Annotated in this window: 28 protein-coding genes, 1 tRNA gene and 1 pseudogene; 18 read left to right on the top strand and 12 right to left on the bottom strand. The window is 69.8% G+C overall.

Features of this window, described 5'->3' with window-relative positions; translation table 11 throughout:
• Positions 1-2 precede the first annotated feature (2 nt).
• On the top strand, positions 3-470 hold the full coding sequence (locus ACIRB4_RS22015; protein WP_403293597.1) for a hypothetical protein: 468 nt from the start codon (positions 3-5) through the stop codon (positions 468-470).
• Positions 471-555: 85 nt separating this feature from the next.
• On the opposite strand, the gene ACIRB4_RS22010 is transcribed toward ACIRB4_RS22015, so the two are convergent.
• The 4 genes from ACIRB4_RS22010 to dnaK form a co-directional block, all read right to left on the bottom strand.
• Positions 556-1,014, bottom strand: coding sequence for a heat shock protein transcriptional repressor HspR (locus tag ACIRB4_RS22010; protein ID WP_403293595.1), 459 nt, complete (start codon positions 1,012-1,014; stop codon positions 556-558).
• Between the two features lie 4 nt (positions 1,015-1,018).
• Positions 1,019-2,203, bottom strand: a complete 1,185-nt coding sequence (dnaJ, locus tag ACIRB4_RS22005; RefSeq protein ID WP_403293594.1) for a molecular chaperone DnaJ — start codon at positions 2,201-2,203, stop codon at positions 1,019-1,021.
• 72 nt (positions 2,204-2,275) lie between these two features.
• Positions 2,276-2,929 carry a nucleotide exchange factor GrpE gene (grpE, locus tag ACIRB4_RS22000; RefSeq protein ID WP_403293592.1) on the bottom strand — a complete coding sequence of 218 codons (654 nt, stop codon included), beginning with the start codon at positions 2,927-2,929 and terminating at the stop codon, positions 2,276-2,278.
• Complete coding sequence (gene dnaK / locus ACIRB4_RS21995; RefSeq protein WP_403293590.1) at positions 2,929-4,773, bottom strand: molecular chaperone DnaK; 1,845 nt, start codon at positions 4,771-4,773, stop codon at positions 2,929-2,931. Before dnaK ends, grpE begins: the two co-directional genes overlap by 1 nt.
• A 217-nt stretch (positions 4,774-4,990) precedes the next feature.
• Here dnaK and ACIRB4_RS21990 point away from each other — a divergent pair, with 217 nt between their 5' ends.
• From ACIRB4_RS21990 to ACIRB4_RS21980, 3 genes are all read left to right on the top strand, one after another.
• Entirely contained in the window at positions 4,991-5,569 is a 579-nt protein-coding gene (locus tag ACIRB4_RS21990) for a sugar transferase (protein ID WP_403293589.1), read from the top strand.
• Positions 5,570-5,712: 143 nt separating this feature from the next.
• The gene (locus ACIRB4_RS21985; protein WP_403293587.1) at positions 5,713-7,971 is read left to right on the top strand and encodes a (Fe-S)-binding protein; all 2,259 of its coding nucleotides are present in this window, start codon (positions 5,713-5,715) and stop codon (positions 7,969-7,971) included.
• A gap of 174 nt (positions 7,972-8,145) precedes the next feature.
• Complete coding sequence (locus ACIRB4_RS21980) at positions 8,146-9,000, top strand: Yip1 family protein (RefSeq protein WP_403293585.1); 855 nt, start codon at positions 8,146-8,148, stop codon at positions 8,998-9,000.
• Between the two features lie 83 nt (positions 9,001-9,083).
• On the opposite strand, the gene ACIRB4_RS21975 is transcribed toward ACIRB4_RS21980, so the two are convergent.
• Both ACIRB4_RS21975 and dcd read right to left on the bottom strand, forming a co-directional pair.
• Complete coding sequence (locus tag ACIRB4_RS21975; protein ID WP_309032516.1) at positions 9,084-9,581, bottom strand: phosphoribosyltransferase; 498 nt, start codon at positions 9,579-9,581, stop codon at positions 9,084-9,086.
• Positions 9,582-9,594: 13 nt separating this feature from the next.
• Positions 9,595-10,170 (bottom strand): dCTP deaminase, encoded by a 576-nt coding sequence (dcd, locus tag ACIRB4_RS21970; protein ID WP_403293584.1) that lies wholly within the window; start codon positions 10,168-10,170, stop codon positions 9,595-9,597.
• 392 nt (positions 10,171-10,562) lie between these two features.
• Here dcd and ACIRB4_RS21965 point away from each other — a divergent pair.
• The 3 genes from ACIRB4_RS21965 to ACIRB4_RS21955 all read left to right on the top strand — a co-directional run bounded on the left by ACIRB4_RS21965 (position 10,563) and on the right by ACIRB4_RS21955 (position 12,403).
• Positions 10,563-10,633 (top strand) — tRNA-Gly (locus ACIRB4_RS21965).
• Positions 10,634-10,853: 220 nt separating this feature from the next.
• On the top strand, positions 10,854-11,579 hold the full coding sequence (locus ACIRB4_RS21960; protein WP_403293583.1) for a hypothetical protein: 726 nt from the start codon (positions 10,854-10,856) through the stop codon (positions 11,577-11,579).
• A 176-nt stretch (positions 11,580-11,755) separates the two neighbouring features.
• Complete coding sequence (locus ACIRB4_RS21955) at positions 11,756-12,403, top strand: uracil-DNA glycosylase (protein WP_403293581.1); 648 nt, start codon at positions 11,756-11,758, stop codon at positions 12,401-12,403.
• A 304-nt stretch (positions 12,404-12,707) separates the two neighbouring features.
• Here ACIRB4_RS21955 and ACIRB4_RS21950 read toward each other — a convergent pair whose 3' ends face one another.
• Both ACIRB4_RS21950 and ACIRB4_RS21945 read right to left on the bottom strand, forming a co-directional pair.
• A complete protein-coding gene (locus tag ACIRB4_RS21950; RefSeq protein ID WP_403293579.1) occupies positions 12,708-13,040 on the bottom strand; it encodes an XRE family transcriptional regulator in 333 nt (110 codons plus the stop codon).
• The gene (locus tag ACIRB4_RS21945; RefSeq protein WP_403293577.1) at positions 13,037-13,399 is read right to left on the bottom strand and encodes a type II toxin-antitoxin system RelE/ParE family toxin; all 363 of its coding nucleotides are present in this window, start codon (positions 13,397-13,399) and stop codon (positions 13,037-13,039) included. The genes ACIRB4_RS21950 and ACIRB4_RS21945 overlap by 4 nt, the downstream gene beginning before the upstream one ends.
• 885 nt (positions 13,400-14,284) lie before the next feature.
• On the opposite strand from ACIRB4_RS21945, the gene ACIRB4_RS21940 reads away from it, so the two are divergent.
• The 5 genes and pseudogenes from ACIRB4_RS21940 to ACIRB4_RS21920 all read left to right on the top strand — a co-directional run bounded on the left by ACIRB4_RS21940 (position 14,285) and on the right by ACIRB4_RS21920 (position 16,438).
• Positions 14,285-14,632 (top strand): transcriptional regulator, encoded by a 348-nt coding sequence (locus ACIRB4_RS21940; protein ID WP_403293575.1) that lies wholly within the window; start codon positions 14,285-14,287, stop codon positions 14,630-14,632.
• A pseudogene (locus ACIRB4_RS21935) lies at positions 14,629-15,072 on the top strand (nucleotidyl transferase AbiEii/AbiGii toxin family protein); the annotation flags it as partial. The gene ACIRB4_RS21940 and the pseudogene ACIRB4_RS21935, both read left to right, overlap by 4 nt.
• Before the next feature lie 190 nt (positions 15,073-15,262).
• Positions 15,263-15,817 (top strand): DUF5994 family protein, encoded by a 555-nt coding sequence (locus tag ACIRB4_RS21930; protein WP_403293573.1) that lies wholly within the window; start codon positions 15,263-15,265, stop codon positions 15,815-15,817.
• A 4-nt stretch (positions 15,818-15,821) separates the two neighbouring features.
• A complete protein-coding gene (locus ACIRB4_RS21925; RefSeq protein WP_403293571.1) occupies positions 15,822-16,055 on the top strand; it encodes a hypothetical protein in 234 nt (77 codons plus the stop codon).
• Positions 16,056-16,171: 116 nt separating this feature from the next.
• Positions 16,172-16,438 carry a hypothetical protein gene (locus ACIRB4_RS21920; protein WP_403293570.1) on the top strand — a complete coding sequence of 89 codons (267 nt, stop codon included), beginning with the start codon at positions 16,172-16,174 and terminating at the stop codon, positions 16,436-16,438.
• A gap of 307 nt (positions 16,439-16,745) precedes the next feature.
• On the opposite strand, the gene ACIRB4_RS21915 is transcribed toward ACIRB4_RS21920, so the two are convergent.
• Positions 16,746-16,961, bottom strand: a complete 216-nt coding sequence (locus ACIRB4_RS21915; protein ID WP_403293569.1) for a DUF6243 family protein — start codon at positions 16,959-16,961, stop codon at positions 16,746-16,748.
• Between the two features lie 344 nt (positions 16,962-17,305).
• A complete protein-coding gene (locus tag ACIRB4_RS21910; RefSeq protein WP_403293568.1) occupies positions 17,306-17,758 on the bottom strand; it encodes an Lrp/AsnC family transcriptional regulator in 453 nt (150 codons plus the stop codon).
• A gap of 107 nt (positions 17,759-17,865) precedes the next feature.
• Here ACIRB4_RS21910 and ACIRB4_RS21905 point away from each other — a divergent pair, with 107 nt between their 5' ends.
• Entirely contained in the window at positions 17,866-18,825 is a 960-nt protein-coding gene (locus ACIRB4_RS21905) for an SMP-30/gluconolactonase/LRE family protein (RefSeq protein ID WP_403293567.1), read from the top strand.
• Positions 18,826-18,874: 49 nt separating this feature from the next.
• On the opposite strand, the gene ACIRB4_RS21900 is transcribed toward ACIRB4_RS21905, so the two are convergent.
• Complete coding sequence (locus ACIRB4_RS21900; protein ID WP_403293565.1) at positions 18,875-19,087, bottom strand: DUF4287 domain-containing protein; 213 nt, start codon at positions 19,085-19,087, stop codon at positions 18,875-18,877.
• A gap of 470 nt (positions 19,088-19,557) precedes the next feature.
• Between ACIRB4_RS21900 and ACIRB4_RS21895 the strand changes: the two genes are divergently transcribed.
• From ACIRB4_RS21895 to ACIRB4_RS21875, 5 genes are all read left to right on the top strand, one after another.
• Complete coding sequence (locus ACIRB4_RS21895) at positions 19,558-20,493, top strand: metal ABC transporter solute-binding protein, Zn/Mn family (protein WP_403293564.1); 936 nt, start codon at positions 19,558-19,560, stop codon at positions 20,491-20,493.
• Positions 20,494-20,649: 156 nt separating this feature from the next.
• The gene (locus ACIRB4_RS21890) at positions 20,650-21,456 is read left to right on the top strand and encodes a metal ABC transporter ATP-binding protein (RefSeq protein ID WP_403294003.1); all 807 of its coding nucleotides are present in this window, start codon (positions 20,650-20,652) and stop codon (positions 21,454-21,456) included.
• Positions 21,457-21,461: 5 nt separating this feature from the next.
• The gene (locus ACIRB4_RS21885) at positions 21,462-22,400 is read left to right on the top strand and encodes a metal ABC transporter permease (protein ID WP_403294002.1); all 939 of its coding nucleotides are present in this window, start codon (positions 21,462-21,464) and stop codon (positions 22,398-22,400) included.
• 109 nt (positions 22,401-22,509) lie between these two features.
• The gene (locus tag ACIRB4_RS21880) at positions 22,510-22,806 is read left to right on the top strand and encodes a DUF1490 family protein (protein ID WP_403293562.1); all 297 of its coding nucleotides are present in this window, start codon (positions 22,510-22,512) and stop codon (positions 22,804-22,806) included.
• 2 nt (positions 22,807-22,808) lie between these two features.
• Entirely contained in the window at positions 22,809-24,995 is a 2,187-nt protein-coding gene (locus ACIRB4_RS21875) for a heavy metal translocating P-type ATPase (RefSeq protein ID WP_403293560.1), read from the top strand.
• A gap of 110 nt (positions 24,996-25,105) precedes the next feature.
• Here the strand turns inward: ACIRB4_RS21875 and ACIRB4_RS21870 are convergent, their stop codons facing one another.
• The gene (locus ACIRB4_RS21870) at positions 25,106-26,062 is read right to left on the bottom strand and encodes a hypothetical protein (RefSeq protein WP_403293559.1); all 957 of its coding nucleotides are present in this window, start codon (positions 26,060-26,062) and stop codon (positions 25,106-25,108) included.
• Between the last annotated feature and the right edge of the window lie 47 nt (positions 26,063-26,109).

Raw genomic sequence — 26,109 nt, 5'->3', positions numbered from 1 at the left:
ACTTGTACGTCCAGATCGATCTCGACGGCACCACCGGAACCCTGCGCGTGACCGGTCCCCACCTGCCGACCGTGGAGCTCGTCCGCGCGCCCGGCACCCCGGTGAACCGGCTCGTCCCCATCGGGACCCGCCGCCGCGCCGCCCTCACCCTCACCGTCGACGGGCGCCCCGCCCGCATCCGGCCCGCCGGGGGGCGTCTGCTGCGGTGGTCGTACCGGGTCGACGTCCGGGTCGACGGGACCCGGTACCGGCTCGTGCCCAGCGGGTACGACGAGAGCCGGCTGACCCGCGACGGCCGGAAGATCGGCACTCTGCTGTGCTCCGGCAGCGGCCGGGTCATCGACGACTGGAAGCCCGGCGCGACCCCCCGCGACCGGGCCGTCGGCACAGCCCTGGCCGCCGCGTTCGGGACCGGCGCCTCACCCTGGTGGGAGACGGTCGGGGGCATCGTCGGCGAGCTCCTCCCATAGCCCGGGCGAGCCGGGTGATCCGGGCAACGGCGAGGCCCCCTCCGCGGGAAGCGGAGGGGGCCTCGTCACGTACGGGAACCGCCGGCTACTCGACGCCGGGCCGCTTGGGGCGCCAGACCACCAGGGCGCTCGCCTGCTGCACATCCGTGTACGGCACCAGGTCGCGCCGGTACGAGGCGTGCACCTGGGCCTCGCGCTGACGCAGCGTCGCCGCCGCGCCCTCGACCGCCGCCGACAGCTCGGCGACCCGGGCCTGCAGCGCCGCGACCTGGTTCTCCAGCTCGATGATGCGCTTGATGCCCGCCAGGTTGATGCCCTCGTCCTGCGACAACTGCTGGACGGTGCGCAGCAGTTCGATGTCACGGGCCGAATAGCGCCGGCCACGCCCGGCCGTGCGGTCCGGGGAGACCAGACCGAGACGGTCGTACTGGCGCAGGGTCTGCGGGTGCAGACCCGAGAGCTGTGCCGCCACCGAGATGACGTACACCGGCGTCTCGTCGGTCAGTTCGTACGGGTTGCGGCTGCGCCCCGATCGGCTGTCCATCGCGTCAAGCTCCCTTCGCGGCCTGGAAGAGCTCTGCCCTGGGGTCCTCGCCCGCCGTCGCCTCGCGGTACGTCTCGAGGGCTTCGCGGGCCTTGTCGTCCAGTTCCCTGGGCACCGCGACCTCCACCGTCACCAGCAGATCGCCGCGCGTGCCGTCCTTGCGGACCGCGCCCTTGCCACGGGCGCGCATGGTACGGCCGTTGGGCGTACCGGCGGGCAGCTTCAGCGTCACCGCCGGGCCGCCCAGGGTCGGCACCTTGATCTCGCCGCCGAGCGCCGCCTCGTCGAAGCTGACGGGCACGGTGACGGTGAGGTTGTCGTCCTTGCGGCCGAAGACCGGGTGGGCGTCGACGTGGACGACGACATAGAGGTCGCCGGCCGGGCCGCCGCGCTCGCCCGGGGTGCCCTTGCCGCGCAGCCGGATCCGCTGGCCGTCGGAGACCCCGGCCGGGATGCGGACCTGCATGGTGCGGGAGGACTTGGCCCGGCCGCTGCCCTTGCAGACGTCGCAGGGGTTCTCGGCGATCAGACCGCGCCCCTTGCAGTCCACGCACGGGTCGGTGAGCGAGAAGGAACCACTGCCGCCGCGCGAGACCTGGCCGGTGCCGACACAGGTCGGGCAGACGCGGGGCGTGCCGTTCTTGTCGCCGGTGCCCGAACAGGCCTTGCACGGCTGCTGCGAGGACATCCGGAGGGGAACGGTGGCGCCCTCGATGGCCTCGGTGAAGCTGAGCGTCACCTCGGACTCGATGTCCTGGCCGCGCCGCGGCTGCGTCCGCGTGCCCGCGCCGCCCGCGCCCCGGTTGAACAGTCCGCCGAAGACGTCCCCGAGACCGCCGCCGAACCCGCCGGCGCCGGGACCGCCGGGGCCCTGGGCGCCGCCGAAGAGGTCACCCAGGTCGAAGTTGAACGTGCCGCCCGCGCCGCCGGGTCCGGCCCGGAAGCCGCCGTTCCCGAAGAGCGCGCGGGCGTCGTCGTACTCCTTGCGCTTCTTGGGGTCGCCGAGGACGTCGTTCGCCTCGGAGATCTCCTTGAAGCGCTCCTCCGCCTTGGTGTCACCCTTGTTGGCGTCCGGGTGGTTCTCACGGGCGAGCTTGCGGTACGCCTTCTTGATCTCGGCGTCCGTGGCGTCCTTGGGGACGCCGAGGACCTTGTAGTAGTCCTTCTCGACGAAGTCCTTCGTGCTCATCGGCGTCCCTCCTCCCGGACGATCATCGCGCCGGCCCGCGGGGCACGCGCCCCGGTCCTCGGTCGGACCAGGTCACGCACTCTCCTCGGGCCCACCGCTCTCCTCGTCGGCCGTCTTCTCTTCCTTCGCGGCCGGCGTCGCCCCGGGCTGGGGCTCGGCCACCGCCACGCGCGCGGGCCTGATGGTCCGCTCGCCGATTCGGTACCCCGGCTGCAGGATCGCCACGCAGGTCGTCTCGGTGACGTCCGGCGCGTACGAGTGCATCAGGGCCTCGTGGATCGTCGGGTCGAAGGGCTCGCCCTCCTTGCCGAACTGCTGCAGACCCATCTTGGCGACGACGGTCTCCAGCGACTCGGCCACCGACTTGAACCCGCCCACGAGTTCGCCGTGGTCCCGGGCCCTGCCGACGTCGTCGAGCACGGGCAGGAGCTCGGCCAGGAGGTTCGCGACGGCGATCTCCTTGACCGTGACCCGGTCCCGCTCCACACGGCGGCGGTAGTTCTGGTACTCGGCCTGGAGCCGCTGGAGATCCGCGGTGCGCTCGGCGAGCGCGCTGCGGGCCTGGTCCAGCTGGGCCGTCAGACCGGCCGTCTGGCTTACGTCCCCGGCCGGGGCCGCCGAGCCCTCCTCCTGGGAGGGGGCCTCGGCGGCTTCGGCGGCGTCGTCAGAGGCGGCGCCGGAGGGGACGTCGGGCTTCTCCTCGAAGCCCGGGGTCTCCTCCGTCATCAGGCAGCGCCACCCTTCGGCTTCTCGTCGTCGACGATCTCGGCGTCGACGACATCGTCATCGGCCTTGGCCTCGGCGTGCGGGGCCTCGCCACCGGCGGCCTGGGCCGCCTGCGCGTCGGCGTACATCGCCTGGCCGAGCTTCTGGGAGACGGCCGCGACCTTCTCCGTGGCCGTACGGATCTCCGCGGTGTCGTCGCCCTTGAGCTTCTCCTTCAGCTCGGCGACGGCGGTCTCGACCTCGGTCTTGACCTCCCCGGGGACCTTGTCCTCGTTGTCCTTGAGGAACTTCTCCGTCTGGTAGACGAGCTGCTCGCCCTGGTTGCGGGTCTCGGCGGCCTCGCGACGGCGGTGGTCCTCGTCGGCGTACTGCTCGGCCTCCTGGCGCATCCGGTCGACCTCGTCCTTCGGCAGCGAGGAGCCGCCGGTGACGGTCATCTTCTGCTCCTTGCCCGTGCCCAGGTCCTTCGCGGTCACGTGCATGATGCCGTTGGCGTCGATGTCGAAGGCGACCTCGATCTGCGGGACCCCGCGCGGGGCCGGCGGCAGACCGGTCAGCTCGAACATGCCGAGCTTCTTGTTGTACGCCGCGATCTCGCGCTCGCCCTGGTAGACCTGGATCTGCACCGACGGCTGGTTGTCCTCGGCCGTCGTGAAGATCTCGGACCGCTTGGTCGGGATCGTGGTGTTGCGCTCGATCAGCTTGGTCATGATGCCGCCCTTGGTCTCGATACCGAGGGACAGCGGGGTCACGTCGAGGAGCAGGACGTCCTTGACCTCACCCTTCAGCACACCGGCCTGCAGGGCGGCGCCGATGGCGACGACCTCGTCCGGGTTCACACCCTTGTTGGCCTCCTGGCCACCCGTCAGCTCCTTGACGAGCTCGGCGACGGCCGGCATACGGGTGGAGCCACCGACGAGAACGACGTGGTCGATCTCGGAGAGCTGGATGCCCGCGTCCTTGATGACGTTGTGGAACGGCGTCTTGCAGCGCTCCAGCAGGTCGGCGGTGAGCTGCTGGAACTGAGCCCGGGTGAGCTTCTCCTCCAGGTGCAGCGGACCCTCGGCGGAGGCGGTGATGTACGGCAGGTTGATCGACGTCTCGGTGGAGGACGACAGCTCGATCTTCGCCTTCTCCGCGGCCTCGCGGAGACGCTGGAGAGCCATCTTGTCCTTGGCGAGGTCGACGCCGTGGCCGTTCTGGAACTGCTTCACCAGGTAGTCGACGACCCGCTGGTCCCAGTCGTCACCACCGAGGTGGTTGTCACCGTTGGTGGCCTTCACCTCGACGACGCCGTCACCGATCTCCAGGAGCGACACGTCGAAGGTGCCGCCACCGAGGTCGAAGACGAGGATCGTCTGGTCGTCCTTGTCCAGGCCGTAGGCCAGGGCGGCCGCGGTCGGCTCGTTGACGATGCGCAGGACGTTGAGGCCCGCGATCTCACCGGCCTCCTTGGTGGCCTGGCGCTCGGAGTCGTTGAAGTACGCCGGAACGGTGATGACCGCGTCGACGACCTTCTCGCCCAGGTACGCCTCGGCGTCACGCTTCAGCTTCTGCAGGATGAAGGCGCTCATCTGCTGCGGGTTGAAGCTCTTGCCGTCGATGTCGATCTTCCAGTCGGTGCCCATGTGGCGCTTGACCGACCGGATGGTCCTGTCGACGTTGGTGACCGCCTGACGCTTGGCCACCTCGCCGACGAGCACCTCGCCGTTCTTGGCGAAGGCGACGACGGACGGCGTGGTCCTGGCACCTTCGGCGTTGGTGATGACGGTGGGCTCGCCGCCTTCAAGAACGCTGACGACGGAGTTAGTCGTGCCCAGGTCGATGCCGACCGCACGTGCCATTTCGATTCCTCCAGCTGGCCTGACTTGAGTGGAACTGACTCAAGGATGCACGACGGCCCTCACCGCGTCAACAGACATGAGTGGGGTCGACTCAACTCTTCAGTCCGAGGCTCACTCACACAAGGGCTCCGGGCGCGTCGATCCCCCTGATCGGACGCCCCTCCGTGAGAGAGTCCGATACCTCACGAATATCCCACGAAAGGGTGTGGTGGGGGCAATGACGGCCAAGCGCGGACTCGACCTCCTGGGCGGACTGACCCTGCTCCTCACCCTCTCCCCCCTGCTCCTGGCCGTCGCCCTCCTGATCACCCTGGACCGGCGACGGCGACGGGCCGGGCCGGAGGGGCCGCCGCGGGGAGGCCGACCGGACCGGCCGGCGGGAGGCCGTGGGGACCGGCCGGAGGGGCCGCTGCGGCGCCGGACCATGGCGGGCCGGGACGGGAAGCCCTTCCGGATACTGACCTTCCGCACCCCGGGCCCGCTCGCCGCGCTGCCGCTGCTGCTCCATGTCGTACGGGGGGAGATGTCCCTGGTGGGCCCGTGCCCCCTCGTGCCGGACCACCGGGAGTGCCTGGGCGAGGCCCGGCGCCGGCTCTCCGTACGCCCGGGGATCACCGGGCTGTGGCAGATCAGCGGCCGCTCCGAGCTGCCGTGGGAGGAGCGCGAGCTGCTCGACCTCCACTATGTGGACCATCACTGGCTGGGGATGGATCTGGCCATCCTGGCGCGTACGCTTCCAGCAGTCCGCAGACGTCGCGCGGCGGCGGGGAAGACCCGGCCGGCAAGGCTTGCCTGAGCGACACAGATCACCGCGGGCGCCGCTACAGCGCGGCGCCGCGAAGCGGTAATCTCGGCACGGACTGAATAAGTTACCGCTTAGTAGTGCCACACTCGGCAGTGTGGCGCTCTCGCCTCGCAGGCCCGCCCGAGGAGCCCCTCATGCAACTCGCCGCGATCATCGTGTCGCTGGTCATCACGGTGGTGGCCGTCGCGCTGTTCGGCCGCGCCATCGCGCAGATCTACCGCTTCGTGAAGCTCGGCCAGCCCGTCCCCGCGGGCACCCGCACCGGCGACCCCACACAGCGCACCATCACCCTGGTCAAGGAGTTCCTCGGCCACACCCGGATGAACCGCTGGGGCGTCGTCGGCGTCGCGCACTGGTTCGTGGCGGTGGGCTTCTTCTCGCTGCTGCTCACGATCGTCAACGCCTTCGGCCAGCTCTTCCAGGCCGACTGGCTGATCCCGGTCATCGGCGACTGGCTGCCGTACGAGATCTTCACCGAGTTCCTCGGCCTGATGACGGTCCTCGGCATCCTGACCCTGATCGTGATCCGGCAGCTGAACCGGCCGGGCGGGGCGGAGCGCAAGTCCCGCTTCGCGGGCTCCAAGACCGGCCAGGCGTACTTCGTCGAGGCCGTCATCCTGATCGTCGGCGTCTGCATCATGACGCTGCGCGCCCTGGAGGGCGTCCAGCACCACGTCACCAGCTGGGAGCCGGGCTTCTTCGCCTCGTACCCGCTGATCGCGCTGCTCGACGGGCTGGACCTGAGCACGATCCAGCACCTCACCTACTTCTTCGCCGCGCTCAAGATCGTCACGTCCTTCACCTGGATGATCACGGTCTCGCTCAACACCAACATGGGCATCGCCTGGCACCGCTTCCTCGGCTTCCCGAACATCTGGTTCAAGCGGAACGCCGACGGTTCCACCGCGCTGGGCGCCCTGCAGCCGATGACGACCGGCGGCAAGGAGATCGACTGGGAGGACCCGGCCGAGGACGCCGTCTTCGGCGTCTCCCAGGTCGAGCAGTTCTCCTGGAAGGGCATCCTCGACTTCTCCACGTGCACGGAGTGCGGCCGCTGCCAGTCGCAGTGCCCCGCCTGGAACACCGGTAAGCCGCTCTCCCCCAAGCTGCTGATCATGGCGCTGCGCGACCACGCGCACGCCAAGGCGCCGTACCTGCTTGCCGGCGGCGGCAAGACCATGGAGGGCGACGAGAAGGCGTCGGCGGACCAGCTGGCCGGTGTCCCTGCGTCCGCCCTGGCGGAGGCCGAGCGGCCGCTGATCGGGACCGTCGAGGAGAACGGCGTCATCGACCCGGACGTCCTGTGGTCCTGCACCACCTGCGGCGCCTGTGTCGAGCAGTGCCCGGTCGACATCGAGCACGTCGACCACATCGTCGACATGCGCCGCTACCAGGTGATGATCGAGTCCGCCTTCCCGTCGGAGGCCGGCACGATGCTCAAGAACCTGGAGAAGAAGGGCAACCCCTGGGGTCTGGCCAAGAAGCAGCGCGTCGAGTGGACCAAGGAGGTCGACTTCGAGGTCCCGATCGTCGGCAAGGACGTCGAGGACCTCACCGAGGTCGACTACCTCTACTGGGTCGGCTGCGCGGGCGCCCTTGAGGACCGGGCCAAGAAGACCACCAAGGCCTTCGCCGAACTGCTGCACATGGCGGGCGTGAAGTTCGCGATCATGGGCGGCGAGGAGAAGTGCACCGGTGACTCGCCCCGCCGCCTGGGCAACGAGCCGCTGTTCCAGCAGCTCGGCGCCGAGAACGTGGCGATGCTGAACATGGCCTTCGGCGAGGACGACGAGGACGAGTCGACCAAGAAGCCGAAGTCGGCGAAGAAGATCGTCGCCACCTGCCCGCACTGCTTCAACACGATCGCCAACGAGTACCCGCAGCTGGGCGGCGAGTTCGAGGTCATCCACCACACGCAGCTGCTCCAGCACCTCATCGACGAGGGCAAGCTGATCCCGGTGACGCCGGTCGAGGGTCTGATCACGTACCACGACCCCTGCTACCTGGGCCGCCACAACAAGGTCTACACGCCGCCGCGCGAGATCATGGACAAGGTCCCGGGCCTGCGCCAGCAGGAGATGCACCGCCACAAGGAGCGCGGCTTCTGCTGCGGCGCCGGCGGCGCGCGGATGTGGATGGAGGAGCGGATCGGCAAGCGCATCAACAACGAGCGCGTCGACGAGGCCCTCTCCCTCAACCCGGACATCGTCTCCACCGCCTGCCCGTTCTGCCTGGTCATGCTGACCGACTCGGTCAACGGCAAGAAGAACGAGGGCAAGGCCAAGGAGTCCGTCCAGGTGGTGGACGTGGCGCAGCTGCTCCTGGAGTCGGTGAAGAAGCCGGCGGACGAACTGCCGACGGAGCCGGAGCACGAGCCGGAGCCGGCGCAGTAGCGCGTACGACACGGAGAAGGGCCGTCCCCCCGGGGACGGCCCTTTCTGTCGCTCCCGGCCTGCCTTTCCCGGCGCGGCTGTCATCGCCTGGGGCGCCCCCTCGGTGCCCCTAGGGGATGTCACAGCTCAGTGGCAAAGGCGCGCCCTCACAGCGGGAACGGGTACGTTCGATACGTGGCTGGATTCAGGAACGGACGCGGCCGGGACAACCGCCCCCCGCAACAACAACCGCAGCAGGCGCCGTACGGGTACAACGCGGCTCCGCCGCCGTACCCGCAGCAGCAGTGGCCCCCACAGGCTCCCCAGGGAGCCCCACAGGGCGCGCCGCAGGGATACGGGGAGCCGGAGTACTTCGGGGACCCCTACCCGCAGCAGCACGCCGGCACGGCGAACAACCCGGGTCACACGCAGGCGTTCAGCATCCATGACGACCCCTACGGCAACGCCGCCACCTATCAGGCCGGCGCCGCCCCCGCGGCCCCGGCGGGCCCGCGGCTGCCGTGGAAGGCCCTGCTGAGCGGCGTCGTGCTGCGCCCCGCGCAGACGTTCCTCCAGATGCGGGACTACCCCGTCTGGAGCCCGGCGCTGGTCGTCACGTTCCTCTACGGCCTGCTGGCGATCTTCGGCTTCGACAAGGCCCGCGACGAGGCGATCAACGCGACCCTGTCGACCGCGATCCCGTACGTCCTGATGACGGGCGTCGGCTTCGTCCTCGGTGGAGCGATCCTGGGCGCGGTCACCCACACGCTGGCCCGCCAGTTCGGCGGAGACGGCGCCTGGCAGCCGACCGTGGGCCTGTCGATGCTGATCATGTCGATCACGGACGCGCCCCGGCTGGTCTTCGCGATGTTCCTGGGCGGCGAGAACGGCCTGGTACAGGTCCTGGGCTGGCTGACCTGGCTGGCGGCGGGCGCCCTGCTCACGGTGATGGTGAGCCGCTCGCACGACCTGCCGTGGCCGAAGGCGCTGGGCGCGTCGGCGGTCCAGCTGGTGGCGCTGCTGTCGCTGATCAAGCTGGGCACGCTGTAACGACGTACGTACGGGAGAGGCCCCCGCCGGGAAACCGGCGGGGGCCTTCTCGTCGTTCCGTACCGGAACAGGCGTGCACATGGTTACGCGTCGAGGACCTGGCCCTCGCGCTTGACGACGGGCGGCTCGACGGACCAGGGGAAGTTGATCCACTCGTCGGTCTTCTTCCACACGTACTCGCACTTCACGAGGGAGTGCGACTTCTCGTAGATGACCGCGGAGCGGACCTCGGCGACGTGGTCGACGCAGAAGTCGTGGACGAGCTTGAGGGTCTTGCCGGTGTCGGCGACGTCGTCGGCGATCAGAACCTTCTTGTCGGAGAAGTCGATCGCGTTGGGGACGGGCGCCAGCATGACCGGCATCTCCAGCGTCGTGCCCACGCCGGTGTAGAACTCCACGTTCACGAGGTGGATGTTCTTGCAGTCCAGCGCGTACGCCAGGCCGCCGGCGACGAAGACGCCGCCGCGGGCGATGGAGAGCACGATGTCGGGCTCGTAGCCGTCGTCGGCGATGGTCTGCGCGAGCTCGCGGATCGCGCGCCCGAAGCCCTCGTACGTCAGGTTCTCGCGTACTTCACTCATGACGACCGCCGCCTCACACCTGGGTCCGATGGAAGTTCAGGAACGAACGGGAGGCCGTCGGCCCCCGCTGCCCCTGGTAGCGCGAGCCGTACCGCTCGCTGCCGTACGGGTACTCGGCGGGCGAGCTCAGCCGGAACATGCACAGCTGCCCGATCTTCATCCCCGGCCACAGCTTGATCGGCAGGGTGGCGAGGTTCGACAGCTCCAGGGTCACGTGGCCCGAGAAACCGGGGTCGATGAACCCGGCGGTCGAGTGCGTGACGAGCCCCAGCCGCCCGAGGGAGCTCTTGCCCTCGAGGCGCGACGCGATGTCGTCGGGGAGGGTGATGACCTCGTAGGTCGAGGCGAGCACGAACTCGCCGGGGTGGAGGATGAACGCCTCGTCGCCCTCGGGCTCGACCTGACGGGTGAGGTCGAGCTGCTCGACGGCGGGGTCGATGTGGGGGTGGCGGTGGTTCTCGAACACCCGGAAGAAGCGGTCAAGCCGCACGTCGATGCTCGAGGGCTGCACCATGGATTCGTCGTACGGGTCGATGCGTACCCGCCCGGCATCGATCTCGGCCCGGATGTCCTTGTCTGAGAGAAGCACGCCCCCACGATACGCAGAGGGCGCGGACCTGCCCCAATCGGCAGGACCCCGCGCCCCGACAGGCATCAGCGCTGCTCAAGCTCCACGGGCACCGCATGCCTCAGCCGCGCACACCGCGGACACCGGACGAGCCGCCCGGGCCCGATCCGTCCGGCACCGAGCTGCTGCAACGGGAACGAAGCGGTACTGAACACGTGCCCCTCGGCACAACGGACGACGGTGCGCTCCATCGAACCCATCAAGTCCCTTCCCCGACAAGTGGTGGACGAGACAGCCACATTAGGGGATCAAGGGGACACCACTCCAGGCGGCACTCCGCCCGCGGAGGCTACGCCTCAACTGCACGATGGGGTACAGTGTCCGAGTCTGCGGTACCGATCACCGGCCGCTGCGCGGATGTAGTTTAATGGTAGAACATGAGCTTCCCAAGCTCAGAGCGCGGGTTCGATTCCCGTCATCCGCTCTTGAACGAAGGCCCTGGTCAGAGACCAGGGCCTTCGTCGTTGTCTAGACCTATCGAGGCCCGCGTGCCATTCGCGCGCCATAAGTGCTTTAACGGGGCGTCAGACTGAGCCCCGCTCTTCCCATGGAATGGCCCACCGGGCACCCGCCCGTGGCCGGTACGATCCTCAGACCCGCCCGGAGGTGAGAACCGGCCGGGCAGCCCAGTGAGGGGAAGCATCTTGCATCGCACTTCCGTCGCGGCCGTCCTCGCTGCGGGCTTGGTTCTGACCTTGGCCGCCTGCGTCGGTGACAAAGGCAACGAGCCCAAGACCACTGCCGCCGGCAGCACGGCACCGTCGCCGTCCGCCACGTACAACGACCGGCTGCTGGACGAGGGGCAGAAGCAGTTCCTGGCCGTCGTATGGAAGTACACGCCCAAGCGGGCCGAGATAGCCGCGATGTCCGCACAGGATCTCAAGGCCATGACGGAGACGTACTCGGCCGAGTGCTCGGGGCGCCGCAAGGACCGCGAACAGTCGTTGAGGAGTTCCCCGACCGGGCAGAAGGCAACCCCTGAGCAGTTCACCGAGGTCCTGGATGCCTGGGACAAGCTGTGCGGCATCGAGCCGGGCGCCCGCGAGGAACTGCTGAAGCACGTCAAGATCTCCAACGGGCACGCCGACCCGGACTTCGGCGGCGGACCGGTGTACTTGTACGACCTCTCGATCACCAATCTCGGCAAGGACACGGCCGACTACCGCGTCACCATCGAGGCGTACGACAAGGACGGCGACTTCCTCGGCGAGACCGGGGCCTACGCCGAGCGACTCGGCCCCGACAAGACCAACCGCCAGCCGGAGCAGCTGATCGTCCCGAACGGGGTGTCGAACGGCACCATCGCGGATATCGCCGAACTGAAGGTCACCAACGTGGAACGCGTGCCCGGCGGCACACTGCTCCAATAGCCCCCCGCCGGACGCGGCTTGCCCTCGTCGGCAGCCCCGGGCCTGCGTCCTGCTCACATGTTGCTGTGGCCACGTGGCGAGCAGCTCTCTCTGCCTACGGGATCGGTCGAGCGATCCGTGCTGGTGTCAGACGTGCCCGACAAGGTCCCCGCGACCGTGCGAGTGGTGGAGGAGACATGGCGAGACGAATGCGGGACGAGGCGTTCCGGATAGAGCAGGAGCAGGGGCGCTACGCCCCCCACGTACGCCCGATCAACGAGATGGTCGACGCCTTGCGCGACCGGGACGGACGTGGCTGGATGCCGCACGTCGCCCCCTGGCACGGGGGAGTCGAGGCGCGCGCCCTGTCGATCCTGCGGGACCCGGGCCCCAAGACGCAGGAGGGTGTCGGCTCCGGATTTCTGTGCGTGGAGAACGACGACCCGACAGCGGAGCTTCAGGTCCAGCTCTTCGACGGGGCGGGGGTCGCGCCGCGGGACGTCACCCCGTGGAACGCCTACCCCTGGTACATCAACCGCTCGCCGAAGGCGGCCGAGCTCCAGGCGGGCGTCGAGGTCCTCAAGCAATTGCTTGAGCTGATGCCGAAGGTCGAGGTCGTGCTCCTGCAGGGCAGCGAAGCCCAGGACGCGTGGCGCCGCCTGCTCAAGACGCCCCCCGGAGCTGTCCGTGAACGCAGTCTGAAGGTCGTCAGCACCTACCACCCGGGACGGCAGGCTCTCTTCACGCCGGATCCGGAGGAACGCGCCCGCCGCGCACAGCACAGAGTCGACTCCTGCCAGATAGTCGGTGACGTGCTCCGTGGGGTGGGCGTGCCGTTGAAGTGACCCCTCAGGTCCCGGCACTTCGGTTTTCCCGGATGCGGCGGGCCAGGCTGCCGGGAGGCCCCCTGCCGTCCAGCGGGGTCCGCTCGGGCCGCTTGGAGTCACTCAGGGCGACCAGGTCCGATGGCCTTCCCCTCGCTGCGCCTCCAGGAGGCGCAGCATGCATACGAGGCCGCCGAGTGCGCAGCCAGGCTGAGGCGAGGAAGGCTGAGCAGGCCAGGCGAGAGGCCGAGCACCGCCGCCGCAACGATCGGTGGAGGCCAGGACCAGGAGAGGGTCCGGGCCCACTCCCACCACAGCAGCCGAGTCAGCCAAGGACCAGGGATTCGTCTCCGAAGTCTGCTACCAGCTTGAGCTGCCCTCCCAGGGCCGCCACGTAGGAGGCCAGGGTCTCGACTTCAGAGCGCCTGACCTCGCCTCTCTCGATGGCTGAGACGCGGCCCTGGGTGACACCCAAGATCTCCGCAACCTGGTTCTGCGTGATGTGCTGACGCTTCCGCACTTCCGCCAAGCGGTACGCCCGAACCTCGGCAAGCATCTGCTGCGACCCTGCCTCGATCCTTGCCTTCTCTTCGGGTGTGAACGCGAGATCTTCCTTAAGGTCGTCCCACGAGGTGGCGCCGCTCTTATTAGTGGTCACGCCTGCGTCTCCTCTCGGTAGATCGCGTATGCCGCTTCGGCCTGTTTGATTGCGCTCGGGTACCAGGTCTGCCAGTTCCCCGACTTGTCACCGCCGACCAGGATCACCGCGTTCCGATCGGGGTCGAAGACGAACAACAGTCTGACCTCAGTTGATCCGGACGAGCCTGGCCGGAGTTCCTTGAGGTTCGGGAGCTTCGATCCCTTGATGTGATCGACCAAGGGGCGCCCCAACGTAGGGCCTTCCTGCTTGAGGACGTCAAGGGCGCTGGCGATCTGCACCAGCGTCTCCCGGTCGGTGCGACGCAGGCCATGAAGCCAGGCAAGCGCCGGCTCGATGACCTTGATCTCGTACGGCATAAGCCCCTCTGGTCGACTAATACCCCTACATAGTATCACTCACGCGTGATACTCGCAGGTGATCCCGCAGCGATGCCCCCATTGCCTTCACGCGGACCAATCAGGACCGGATGCAGGCCATTGGGGCACCATGCGGGGGCGGCGACCACACGGACGGCGGTGTTGCCCTGGCAACACCACCCATCTCGGCGACCCGCCACACGAACAGCTCGGGGAGACTCGCCTCCCGCGGATACGCCCGCACCGGTCCTTCACACGAAGCCCGCAGATCACCGACCACCCGGGAGCTCACACCCACCCGACTCACATACCTCGTCACGCACGCCGTCGCACCAGGACGAAGAACGTCCGCATGGACCGCACCGCAGGCGCTCCCGCAGCAGCGCTCGATCGAATGGGGGCTCCACTCTCGACTGACCGAGGAACTCGGTCCGGCAGCCCGAGACTCCGGACTGTGCCCCATCCGTGCCCTTCGGAGCGGTGAACAGCGGTCGACACAGGTGCCACAGAGCCAGCGATCGACTCTGCCTCAGAGAACATTTGCGCTGGTCAGAGGCCTGTCGATCAAGCTGGGCGGCGGTGATTCCCAAGCTCAGAGCGCGGGTTCGATTCCCGTCATCCGCTCTTCTACGAAGCCCCAGGTCAACGACCTGGGGCTTCTGTGTGGGCAGACGGGTCCCGCCGCCCGTACATCCTTCAGTCTCGCGCGATAGGGCACGCGGAGGGCATGAACACAGCATTGTCTCGCCGGAGGTGTCGCATGAGTGCTCTGACCTGCCCTAACGGCGGAGTTACCGCCACTGCGGCCAGGTAGAAGCTCTGAGCCGGGTGTTACCTGTACCGGAATCACGGGGCGGCCTCGCCCTCTTGCGGAATGATCAAGGCATGGAAGCCACGCCCAGCGTTCCCGAGCTCCGCCGCAACAGGTTCGCCAAGCGGCTTCCCGCCAAGCTCTCGGAGCTCGGCGGCCCCGCCCACGGCCACGTCGACCTTCCACTGCACCTCGCGTGGTCCGGCCTGTCTCGGTTCGACCTCGACCAGCCCCGATTGCGGATGAGCTGCTATCGGATCGTGCTGGCCGAAGGGCAGCACGATGACCTGGTCCATTACCTGAACCGGGAACTGCTCGTCGCCATGTGGCCCGTCCTGCGCACGCTGATCAGCCGGGACATCCGCGATGTCTGGGAGGACGCCTTCAACGAGCTGACGCCCGACGCCCAGGCTGCTGCGTGAATCTCACGGAACTGCACCGGCGGCTCCTCGCGGACGTCCTCGCCGTGGGCGATGTCTACCCGCTCGTGCTCACGGGTGGCTACGCCGTCCAGGCACATGGCCTGGTCGACCGGCTCAGCAAGGACCTCGATGTGGCCACCGAGAACCCGGAACCGATGGAGAAGATCGCCGCCGCCGTGCGCGCCGGGCTGGAACAACGCAGCTGGCAGGTACGAGCGTTGGAAACCGACCCGCTGTCCGCGCGGCTGATCGTCACCGACACCTCCACCGGCGAGGCGTGCGAGGTCGATGTCCTCAAGGAAGCACTCTGGCGTCCGCCTGTGAGGACTCAGGACGGCTTGGTGCTTTCCCTGGAGGACGTGGTCGGCACGAAGGTTCGCGCGCTGGCAGACCGGGGCCTGGCGCGTGAACTGATCGACGTCCGAGCGGCAACGGATCGCGCCCGCGACCAACGGCCGGGCGGTGATCCCGGTCGGAACCCCCTGAACGGAAAGCGCTCGTCCGACCACGGAGCGGAGTACGCTGAAAGTACCGGGAGTAACCCGAACACCCGCTCCCACGCGGACGTCGTTTCCGGCGATCAAGACACTGGGCCGCCCTACGGGACGGCCCGGAGACGGGTCCGCGATCATGACCACCACCCTCGCACCCCCGCTCTCGGCGCGCCTGTCGCTGACACCGAAGACCACCCTCGCCGGCCTCCTGGACGGCGCCTGGTGGCCTCGCTCGCGTGACCTCGCCGCCGAGATCCCGCCCCTGGTCGACGCGCTGGAGGAGCACTACGGACGCATCACACGCGTCACGGTGAACCCCGGACGGTGGCCCGTCGTCCCGCACAAGGTTCCCGTCACCGGCCACACCGTGCACGTCGGCTGGTTCACCGAACAGGATCCCGACAAGATGATCCTGCTCTCCTACACCGTCGGCCGCTGCGACCTGCTGGTGATCCCGCCCGAGACCGAACCCGCCGCAGCCGCCCGGCTGATGACCGCCGCCGCCCTCCCCGGCAGCGTCCTCACCGCCGGCGCCCTCATGTCCGACGAAGCCGCGACCGGCCGCCGTATGCGGGACGGCCGAAGCGGCGAGGACGCCTGGGAGACCGACGGCGGGTCCGCCCCGCCGCCGCTCCGGCACCCGGTCGTCGGCGCGCGGATGATCCCCCTGCCGGGGAACACGCGGAGATGACGACATGGAGACCCTGATCACGCTCGCGGCAGGCGCCCTCCTGATCGCGCTCGGCATGCACCTGATCCACCGGCTCAACGCCCAGCACGACGCACGCATCGCGGCCCACCACTTCAGCGACCCCTACCCGGCCATCGCGCGTCCACCCGGTCACAGCCACCATGAGTCGCCCGGTCACAGCCACCACGAGTCGACAGGGCACACCTCCAGCCGCAGGAGCACGGGCACGTGGCCCTGACCTCAGACCACTGACCTCAGACCACTCCTCCGACCGAGGGCCGCGGGTGGGGCACCCGACACCCGGGACAACCCACCCGCCGGCCCCTCGCTTCGCCCCGAAGGGAACACACCGTCTTGTACCCCGTCGAGAACGAGCCCCTGCCGCAGGCAGGACACGCCGAGATCCGCATCGTCGCCGCCACCCCCGAAGCCGCCCGCGCGGTGGCCGAAGTGATCCGCCGCTGTTTCGCCGGGACGGAACAGCGCAGCTACCCCGTTCCCGACGGCGGCACCCGGCTCCACCTCACCGTCGACACCGAATCCACCGCGGAACCCGCCCTCTCCTGGCTCACCACCAGCAGACCGCCCACGCGCACGGGCGCCCACGGCGACGAAGCCTGAGAAGCATCGGCCTCCACATGAACCAGAGGCTCGATCACGGCGACACTCCGCAGGGCGGCCCCAGCGGAGTGAGTGCGCTGGGGCCGTCGCGACGGCCGCCGCGAGCGTCTCGAACTCGGCACCGGCCGGTACGTCGGCGCGGCCGCCGGGGCACCGTGGGTTCGATTCCCGTCATCCGCTCTTGAACGAAGGCCCTGGTCACAGACCAGGGCCTTCTTCGTTGTCCAGGCCTCTCGGGGAGGCGCGAGCCGGGGGCCGCCGCGCTTGCGGCTGCCCCGGTGCGCTGCCGCCCTGCGGCGGCGGTGCGTCAGCTCTGTGCGGTGTCGTCGCCCGTCTGCCCGGCGCCCTCGGCTGAGCCTGCCTTCTCGCGCATCTTGCGCACCAGCTCCGCCTTCTGGTCGGCGGCACCCTGGCGGTCGAGGTTGCGGTGCGGCCCGTTGTTCTGCCTTTCGGCGCGGGACAGCCTCTTGCGCTGGCCGCCGCCCTGGCCCACGGGGTTGTTGATGTTCTTGCTCACGGTCATGGGTTCTCCCGGTAACGATGTGCTGTGATCTACGGATTCATCGGTGGGGGACGGGCGCGGCGACGTCGAAGGACGTCAGCAGGTGCCCCTCACGCTCTCACTCGTGAATCGGCGTCTGGAAGAACATGACAAAGACGTTACCCGGTTCCGCCGACCCCGCACACCAAGCTCTCGCCGCCCGTGTCCGAGGGCGGGGGCCGGGGTGGCGAGTGGCTCGCGCGGACCGTTCACCACGTCGAGACCGAGATCGACCGCGTCCCCGTGGTACTGGATGGGCTGGTTCCGCTGGAGCTCTGTCGGCTTGGTCATTCCCGCGCAGGGGCGGGCGCCCGGGTGCGGGGAGATCACATCCGGTCAGCGGTCAGCGGAGAGAGCGGACGCTCGAAGAAGGTCTCGAGCACGACCGTGGCCTGCGTCCCGCTGACCCCGTCGATGGCGTAGATCCGACGCAGCACGTCCTGCAGTTGCTCGGTGGTCGCGGTCCTGACCTTCACCAGCACCGAGGCGGAGCCGGCGATGACGTGCGCCTCCAGGATTTCGGGGAGCGCGGCGAAGTCCTGCGCCGAGTCACCCATCCAGGACGTCGAGTCGACCATCACGTAGGCCAGGACCGCGCCACCCGCCGCGACCGGGTCCACCTCGGCGGTGGTGCGTTTGATGACGCCGCGCTCGCGCAGCTTGCGCACCCGCTCATGAGCGGCACCGGCAGACAGGCCGACGGCCTGTCCCAGTGCGGCGTAGGACTGGGTGGCGTCCTGCTGGAGCTGGTCCAGCAGCGCACGATCGATGTGATCCACAACTCTCCATTCGGGACTTCCTTGCTTTGACGATATCTCATCCTGCAATCTTCGCCTTGAGCAAGACGAGATTCGCCATGCGGTGCCTGTAGGAAGGGAAGACCCCCATGACCATCGAGCCACCCGGGCTGTACGAGATGCTCGACGACAGATTCCGTACCGGCCGGTGCATGAACGGTGATGCGGCGCTGGAGGTCCTGTACACGGGCTGCCGTTGGGCCGAGGGGCCGATCTACCTGCCCGCCTGGCGCCAGGTCGTCTGGAGCGACATCCCCAACGACCGGATGCTGCGGTGGGACGAGGAGACCGGCGCGGTCAGCGTCTTCCGCCGCTCCGCCGGGCACACCAACGGCAACACCCTCGACCGCGAGGGCCGGCTGATCACCTGCGAGCAGGGCAACCGCCGGGTCACCCGGACCGAACACGACGGCTCCATCACCGTGTTGGCCGACCGCTGGCAGGGCAAGCGTCTGAACAGCCCGAACGACGCGGCCGTGAAATCCGACGGCTCGATCTGGTTCTCCGACCCGGACTTCGGCATCACCAGCGACTACGAGGGGTACCGCGCGCAGAGCGAGATCGGCTCCAACAACGTCTACCGGATCGATCCCGCCACGGGCGAAGTGCGGCTGGTCGCCGACTGCTTCGGCGCGCCGAACGGGCTGGTCTTCTCGGCCGACGAGCGGCAGCTGTTCGTCTCCGACACCGGCGCGGGCTGCATCCGGGTCTTCGACGTACGCGCTGACGGCACGCTGTCCGAGGGCGAGGTCTTCGCCGAGGCCGGAGCCCGCGAGAAGGCCCGTTTCGACAACCTCCGCTTCGACGACGGCGGTCGGCTGTGGGTGGCCGCGATGGGTGACGGGGTGCACTGCTACGACCCCGACGGCACCCTGATCGGGCGGCTCAACGTCCCCGAGACGGTCGCCAACATCTCCTGGGGCGGCGCCAAGCGCAACCGCCTCTTCATCTCCGCGGAGACGAGCCTGTATTCGGTGGTCATGGGCGTCACCGGCACGCACCCGACGGGCCCGGGGCGACGGCCCTGGCCGGAGCCGGAGCCCCGGTGACCTGCCGGAGCGCATGCGTGGAGGGACGGGCCTCAGCGTCGTGGACTGATCATTTGCCGCTGTCCTCGGCGAGAGTGTGGGCGACGAGGGCGTTGGCATGGCCGTGACCGAGCCCGTGCTCGGACTTGAGCCAGTTGACGAGTTCCATGTGCTTGGCGAGCGGAGAGGAGCGGATGAGGTCCTTCCACTCGGCGATCGGACGGCCGTACTTCTTCTCGATGGACGGGAAGTAGCTGGCAGGTCCCTTCACGGCGTCGGTCATGGGTGCCCCCGTTTCATATCGGAATGATGGTGGTGGTGACGATGATCGCTGCAGGAACGGCGGCCGGGTAACGGTCGGTCGGAGCGCCGGCCAGCCGAGCCGTCACCGCGCTCAGCCCCAGCAGGCCGAGCCCGGCGCCGACGGTGAACGCCAGAACGGACGCGGCCGAGGTCGGTCATGGCGGGGCCTTCCTCGCTTCGATGTTGTCGCCGATATGACCGATGGCAAGGAGCAGAGTCATCGCTCCCGTCGATGTGCACTGGAACACACCTCGGCGGCGCCTGGGGCGTCGCCCACGTGGTCTTCGCGCTCCTGGTCGTCGGCGGCACCTGGGCTGATCACCCGCCCGCGCGCCCCTAGTCATCACGATCCAGGATCCCGAGCGGCCGTGATCCACTGGAGAGCTCGGCCACACGGCGAGACAATTCAACTGATTACCGTTTCAGGTTGCCCTTCGGCAGGGAGCCGGTATGCAGGTGCCTCACGCTCGCTCTCGCGCTCGCTCTCCCGGCGCCGTCATCGGGGTCGCGGTCGCCCTGGCCGTCGGCTGCGGCGGCGTCACCGAGGCCGGGCCCACGGGCGCCTCGTCTGCCGAGGCGATTCCGGTCGTCGCCTCGACGAACGTGTACGGCGATGTCGTCCGGCAGATCGGGGGCGACAGGGTCCGGGTCGTCTCGTTCATCAGCGACCCGGCGCAGGATCCCCACTCCTACGAGGGCAGTACGCGCAACCAGCTCCAGCTGGCCGAGGCCGCGGTCGTCGTCGAGAACGGCGGCGGCTACGACGACTTCGTCGGGCGGATGCTGCGCGGCTCGGGCAACTCGTCCGCCCAGGTGGTCAACGCCGTACAGGTCTCCGGGAAGTCCCCCGACGCCGCAGGGGAGTTCAACGAGCACGTCTGGTACGACCTCCCCACCATGGTCGGGCTCGGTGACCGGATCGCGGACGCCCTGGCCGAGGCGGCACCCGCCGACGGCGCGGCGTTCCGGAAGAACGCTCAGGTCTTCGAGGAGAAGGTCACCGCCCTCCAGGAACGGACGGACCAAATCAACGCCCGCCACGCGGGCACGGCCGTCGCCGTCACCGAGCCCGTCCCGCTGTACCTGACAGAGGCGTGCGGCCTGGTGAACAAGACGCCCGCCGACTTCAGCGAAGCCATCGAGGAGGGCGACGACGTCTCCCCGCGGAGCCTGCGGGCGACGATCGCGCTGCTCACCGGCAAGCGGGTCCAGGCGCTGGTCTCCAACGAGCAGACCGCCGGCCCCCAGACCGAGAAGGTCGAGAAGGCCGCCGCCGACAACGGCGTCCCCGTGGTTCCCGTGACCGAGACCCTTCCCGAGGGGAAGGACTACATCGGCTGGATGGCGTCCAACGTCGACGCCCTCGCCCGCGCCCTGGACCGGTGAGGAGCCGTGGACCACGTGGAGCGCACCGAGGCCGTCGCACCAGACCGCACCGAGGCCATCCCGCCGGACCACGCGGCGGCCGTCGCACCGGACCACACCGAGGCCGTCGCCCCGCCGTCGCGGGCCGGAGACGCCGCCGCCGGCGGAACGGCCCCGGTGATCAGTCTGCGGGGAGCCGCGCTGGCCTACGGCGATCGCGTGCTCTGGAGCGGCCTCGACCTCGCCGTGCGGCCCGGGGAGTTCCTCGCGGTACTGGGGCCGAACGGATCGGGCAAGACCAGCCTGCTGCGCGTCCTGCTGGGCCGGCAGCCGCTCACCGCCGGGACCCTGACGGTGCTCGGCGGGCCCGCCCACCGGGGCAGTCGGCACATCGGTTACGTACCGCAGCAGAAGTCCCTCCCCGCCCATACGATGCTGCGGGCCCGGGACCTCGTACGGCTCGGGCTCGAAGGGCACCGGTGGGGCCTGCCGCTGGCTCCCGGCGCGGTCCGCCGCCGTGTCGAGAAGCTGTTGGAGTCTGTCGGCGCGCTGCCGTACGCCGACACGCCTGTCGGCCTGCTGTCCGGGGGTGAACAGCAGCGCCTCCGTATCGCGCAGGCCCTGGCCAACGATCCGCGGATCCTGCTCTGCGACGAGCCGCTGCTCTCCCTCGACCCGCAGCACCAGCGCACGGTCACGGCGCTCGTGGACCGGCGGCGCCGGGCGGCGGACACGGCGGTCGTCTTCGTCACCCACGAGATCAACCCGGTCCTCGGACTGGTGGACCGGGTGCTCTACCTGGCGCCGGGCGGCTTCCGGATCGGGCCGCCCGACGAGGTGATGACCACCGCCACCCTCTCCCGGCTCTACGGGACCCGGGTCGACGTCGTCCGCGTACGGGACCGGGTCGTCGTCGTGGGGGCACCGGACGCGGCGGCCGTGCACCACGTCGCCGGCCGGGCGAACGGTGGTGGACAGCTGTGACCGCTGTGACCGCTGTGACCGCGAGGTGGCCTCTCGTCACGCTCGCGGACGGGGAGGACCGCGGCGTCTGGCAGCGGATCTTCAATTTCGAGGACTACGGAGACCTGCTGGGCCTGGTGCACAACTCGCTGCTGGCCGGTGTCCTGCTGGGCCTGACGGGCGGGCTGGTCGGGGTGTTCGTGATCATGCGGGATCTGCCGTTCGCGGTGCACGGGATCAGCGAGCTGTCGTTCGCCGGCGCCGCGGCGGCCCTGCTGATGGGGATGAACGTCGTCGCCGGCTCGATCGTGGGCTCGCTGCTGGCGGCGGCCGCGATCGGGATCCTCGGTGTCCGGGCCCGGGACCGGAATTCGATCATCGGCATCCTCATGCCGTTCGGACTCGGCCTCGGCGTGCTCTTCCTGTCGCTGTACCAAGGGCGGGCGGCCAACAAGTTCGGCATCCTCACCGGCCAGATCATCGCCGTGGACACCCCGCAGATGGGGTGGCTCGTCGGCACGTCCGCCGTGGTCCTGATCGCCCTGGCGGTCGTCTGGCGGCCGCTCACCTTCGCCAGCGCGGATCCGGAGGTGGCCGAGGCCCGTGGCGTCCCCGTCCGCGCGCTGTCCCTGGCCTTCATGCTGGTCCTCGGTCTCGCCGTTGCCCTGTGCGTGCAGATCGTGGGAGCCCTGCTGGTCCTCGCGCTGCTCGTCACCCCGGCCGCGGCCGCCGCCCGGCTCACGGCCTCGCCCGTGCTGCTGCCCGTCCTCAGCGTCGTCTTCGCGCTCGCCGCGATGGAGGGCGGCATCCTGCTGGCGCTCGGGAGCGCCGTCCCCATCAGCCCGTACGTCACCACCCTCTCGTTCCTGATCTACCTCGGCTGCCGGCTGGCCGGGTCCCGGCGCGCCACCCGGTCGGCGCGGATCCCGGCCCCCGAGGCGAAGCAGCCGGCCGCCCGCGTCTGAGAAGCGACCGGCCGCGGTGGTCGGGCCACGGGTCGACCCCGCCGCACCCCGGGTCCACACTGGATACGAGGCCCGTCGCGCCTGTCCGGCGCGGACGGAAGGAGCTGTCATGCATCCCCTCACCATCGCCGGTGCGGCCGCCGGCAAGCTGGCTCACTACGCGGTCTCCGGAGTGGTGGGCGGCCTGATCATCAAGAACCTTCCCGCCGCCAAACCCGCCGCGCGCAAGGCGCTCGTCGGTGGCCTCGCGGGCGGCATCGTCGCGAGCCGTTGGCTGGCCTCGGCCGCCGAGGAGGCCCGCCTCAAGGCCGGTGACGTGCTGGCCGAGGCCCGTACCTCGCTCGGCGAAGAAGTGCCGCCGCCCTCCGCGGTCGACGTGAACCACGATCACGGACACGAGCACTGATCATGTCGACCGTGCTCGTCCTCTCCGTGGCCGCGGGGCGGGCCCGGCTGTCCGTGCCCTGGCTGAAGGCACGGCCCGGCTGCGCGGGCCTCGTCGACGACCGGCTGACCGGTGTCAGGGGTTTCCGGGCGCTGAGGATCTTCCCGCGTACCGGCAGTGTCGTGATCTGGGTGGAGCCCGACGCGCTGGACGTCGAACAGCTCGTGGACGCCCTCGAAGAGGCCCCGCCCGCAAGCGTCGTCGCGGTCAAGCCGTCCCGCTCCCTGCCCGACACCTCCACCGGCGAGGTGGCCCGGCTGGTGGTCGGCGGAGCCGTACTGGGCATCGTCGCCCTACGGCGCCTGCTCGGCAGGCCCAAGATCACCGTCGGCTCCTCCGGACTTCTCGGTGTGGTCACGGTCTTCACCGGTCTGCCGTTCTTCCGCGGCGCCCTGCGCACCCTGCGCGGCCGCGGCAGCCCGGGTACGGACACCCTGGTCACGGCGGCGACGGTCATCTCGCTCGTACTCCGGGAGAACGTCGTCGCCCTCACCGTCCTGTGGCTGCTCAACATCGGCGAGTTCCTCCAGACCCTCACCCTGCGCCGCACCCGCCGCGCCATCGAGGAGCTGCTCACCATCGGCGACGAACGCGTCTGGCTGGTACGCGAGGGCGTCGAGGTGGAGGTCGACCTGGAGACCGTGGAGCCCGGCGACGTGGTCGCCGTGTACGAGCACCATCGCATCCCGGTCGACGGCCACGTCCTCTCCGGCGAGGCCCTGGTGGACCAGGCCGCCGTGACCGGCGAGGCCCTGCCCGTCTACGCCCGCGACGGCTCCCACGTCTACGCCGGCACCATCGTCACCTCCGGTTCGCTCACCGTCCGCGCGGACTCGGTCGGCAGCGACACCACCGTCGGCCGCATCATCAGCCGGGTCGAGGAGGCCCAGCAGGACCGGGCCCCGATCCAGACCGTGGCCACCCGCTTCACCCAGCGCTTCGTCCCCGTCTCCTTCGCCCTGGCCGCCGTGACCTACGCGGTCACCCGCGACGCACGGCGCGCCATGACCATGCTGCTGATCGCCTGCCCGTGCGCGGCCGGGCTCGCCACCCCCACCGCCATCAGCGCCGCCATCGGCAACGGCGCCCGCCGCGGCACCCTCATCAAGGGCGGTACGCACCTGGAGGGCGTCGGCCGGGTCACCGCCGTCGTCTTCGACAAGACCGGCACCCTCACCTTCGGCCGCCCCCTCGTCACCAGCGTCGTCACCCTCACCGACAGCGTCACCGCCGACGAGGTGCTCAGCCTGGCCGCCTCCGGCGAGCTGCACGCCCGCCACCCGCTCGCCCAGGCCATCGTGGCCCGCACCGAGGAACAGCACCTGCACATCCCCATCCACCAGGCGTGCGAGGTCGTCCTCGGCATGGGCATGCGCGCCGAACTCGACGGCACCCGCCTCCTGGTGGGCAGCCCCGCACTGCTGCGCCAGCACGGCGTCGACCTGACCGAGGACGCCCAGAACTGGACCGAACGGCTGCGCGGCGGCGGCGAGACCGTCATCTGCCTGGCCCACGACGAGGACCTGATCGGCATGCTCGGTGTCTCCGACGCCGTACGCGCCGGAGCCGAGACCGTCATCCAGCAGCTCCGCCGACTCGGCGTCTCCCGCCTGATCCTGCTCACCGGCGACGCACCGGAGACCGCGCAGGTCGTCGCGGACGCCCTCGGCATCACCGAGGTCCACGCGCACGCCCTCCCGGAGGCCAAGCTCCAGCTGATCCGGGACCTCCAGGCCGAGGGTCACACCGTGGCCATGGTCGGCGACGGCACCAACGACGCCCCCGCCCTCGCGCTCGCCGACGTCGGCATCACCATGGGCGAACACTCCTCCCACGTGGCCCTGGAGACCGCCGACATCGCCCTGGCCGGCAACGACCTGCGCCAGGTGGCCGCCGTCGTCGAACTCAGCCGGCACACGCTGCGCGTCGTACGGCAGAACTACGGCCTCGCGATCGGCGTCAACCTGCTGGGCCTGGTGGCGGGAGCCGGCGGCTCCATGAACCCGGTGCTCGCGGCCCTGCTGCACAACACCAGTAGCATCGCGGTCGTCGGGAACTCCGCCCGCCTGGTCAACCACACCCCGCACCTGCCCCGGGTGGGCGACGACATCCTGCGGGCAGCGCCCTTGGAAGACCACCGGGTGCGCTGATCAAGTCGGCCCAGCTGATCCAGCTGATCGAGCCGATCCATGCGAGAAGGCCCAGGTCCGAGACCTGGGCCTTCGTCGTCGTTCAGATCACCGCGTCACCGCCGATGCGTTCAGCGTAAGCGGGCCCTGACCGAGTGCCGGGCCGTCTCCGTGCCGTGTTCCAGGAGGCGGACGACGATCGTGTGGTGACCGGTGCCGTACGAGGAAGTGGTCAGCGGGAACGACCAGGCGGTCAAGCCCTCGGCGGGACGCCAGGCGGCCGGGTCGGCGGGGGCGTTGCGGGGGACGACCTGCCATTCGACGCGGGCGTCCGGGGTGACCCGGAAGCTCGTCCGTGCGACCGGGGACGGGGTGCCGTCCCGGACGGCGCGGGCGTACAGGACATGGTCGCCCACGGGCAGCCGGCCGGCCTCGGCCCGCCAGGTGCCGGTGGTGTCGTCGAGGCGCGCGGAGACCGGTGCGGAGAAGGTGTCGTCGTCGACGGACAGCTGCACGCGGTGGGTCTCCGGGCGGCCGCCGACGCCCTCCGGGTCGGTGCCCAGGTCGGGGAAGGCGAACCGGCCTCCGGCGACGACGGTCTCGCCCTCGGTGACCGGGGTGCCGTCCGTCGGCGCGCTGAGGGTGACGCCGAACTCGAGGCCGGACGGGGGCAGCGCTGCCGGGTCCAGGGACAGCCTGCTGGCGTGGTCGCCCTCGTAGCCCACCGTGAGCAGCGCGGTGGTGTCGGAGAGCAGTTGGACGGTCAGCTGCTCGCCGGTGAAGGCGTGCCGGGCGGTCTCGAACTCGATGGTGAGCTTCGTCCAGGCGCCCGTGACCGGCTGGGTGGTGGCCTTGCCGCGGCCGATCTCCCGGTCGGTGGCGTGGAGGACGACCGTCGGGCCGACCAGCGCGGCCGGGGCCCGGGTCTTCACGTACAGCTCGGCCCGTGCGTGGGAGCCCGCGGCGAGCGGCTCGGTCAGGGTGTCGGTGGCGGGGTGCGCGGCGGTCGGCAGGTAGGGGGCCGCGGCGGAGAGGGTGTCGCCGACGGCGCAGCCGTCCGCGTCGCCCGCCCGGTCCGTGCGGTCCATCGTGCGCTCGGCCGAGCAGTCCGGGCCCTGGTGGAGGTGGTAGGTGA

The organism is Streptomyces sp. NPDC093600 (genome assembly GCF_044764755.1).
Lineage (GTDB): Bacteria > Actinomycetota > Actinomycetes > Streptomycetales > Streptomycetaceae > Streptomyces.
This window is presented reverse-complemented; position numbering and strand designations above follow the sequence as displayed.

Bases quoted from the DNA above. Each gene is read 5' to 3' on its own strand.
- ACIRB4_RS22010 (WP_403293595.1), bottom strand. From the start codon at position 1,014: ATGGACAGCCGATCGGGGCGCAGCCGCAACCCGTACGAACTGACCGAC.
- dnaJ (WP_403293594.1), bottom strand. From the start codon at position 2,203: ATGAGCACGAAGGACTTCGTCGAGAAGGACTACTACAAGGTCCTCGGC.
- grpE (WP_403293592.1), bottom strand. From the start codon at position 2,929: ATGACGGAGGAGACCCCGGGCTTCGAGGAGAAGCCCGACGTCCCCTCC.
- dnaK (WP_403293590.1), bottom strand. From the start codon at position 4,773: ATGGCACGTGCGGTCGGCATCGACCTGGGCACGACTAACTCCGTCGTC.
- ACIRB4_RS21990 (WP_403293589.1), top strand. From the start codon at position 4,991: ATGACGGCCAAGCGCGGACTCGACCTCCTGGGCGGACTGACCCTGCTC.
- ACIRB4_RS21985 (WP_403293587.1), top strand. From the start codon at position 5,713: ATGCAACTCGCCGCGATCATCGTGTCGCTGGTCATCACGGTGGTGGCC.
- ACIRB4_RS21975 (WP_309032516.1), bottom strand. From the start codon at position 9,581: ATGAGTGAAGTACGCGAGAACCTGACGTACGAGGGCTTCGGGCGCGCG.
- ACIRB4_RS21955 (WP_403293581.1), top strand. From the start codon at position 11,756: ATGGCGAGACGAATGCGGGACGAGGCGTTCCGGATAGAGCAGGAGCAG.
- ACIRB4_RS21945 (WP_403293577.1), bottom strand. From the start codon at position 13,399: ATGCCGTACGAGATCAAGGTCATCGAGCCGGCGCTTGCCTGGCTTCAT.
- ACIRB4_RS21940 (WP_403293575.1), top strand. From the start codon at position 14,285: ATGGAAGCCACGCCCAGCGTTCCCGAGCTCCGCCGCAACAGGTTCGCC.
- ACIRB4_RS21930 (WP_403293573.1), top strand. From the start codon at position 15,263: ATGACCACCACCCTCGCACCCCCGCTCTCGGCGCGCCTGTCGCTGACA.
- ACIRB4_RS21925 (WP_403293571.1), top strand. From the start codon at position 15,822: ATGGAGACCCTGATCACGCTCGCGGCAGGCGCCCTCCTGATCGCGCTC.
- ACIRB4_RS21915 (WP_403293569.1), bottom strand. From the start codon at position 16,961: ATGACCGTGAGCAAGAACATCAACAACCCCGTGGGCCAGGGCGGCGGC.
- ACIRB4_RS21905 (WP_403293567.1), top strand. From the start codon at position 17,866: ATGACCATCGAGCCACCCGGGCTGTACGAGATGCTCGACGACAGATTC.
- ACIRB4_RS21900 (WP_403293565.1), bottom strand. From the start codon at position 19,087: ATGACCGACGCCGTGAAGGGACCTGCCAGCTACTTCCCGTCCATCGAG.
- ACIRB4_RS21895 (WP_403293564.1), top strand. From the start codon at position 19,558: ATGCAGGTGCCTCACGCTCGCTCTCGCGCTCGCTCTCCCGGCGCCGTC.
- ACIRB4_RS21880 (WP_403293562.1), top strand. From the start codon at position 22,510: ATGCATCCCCTCACCATCGCCGGTGCGGCCGCCGGCAAGCTGGCTCAC.
- ACIRB4_RS21875 (WP_403293560.1), top strand. From the start codon at position 22,809: ATGTCGACCGTGCTCGTCCTCTCCGTGGCCGCGGGGCGGGCCCGGCTG.
- ACIRB4_RS21870 (WP_403293559.1), bottom strand. From the start codon at position 26,062: ATGGACCGCACGGACCGGGCGGGCGACGCGGACGGCTGCGCCGTCGGC.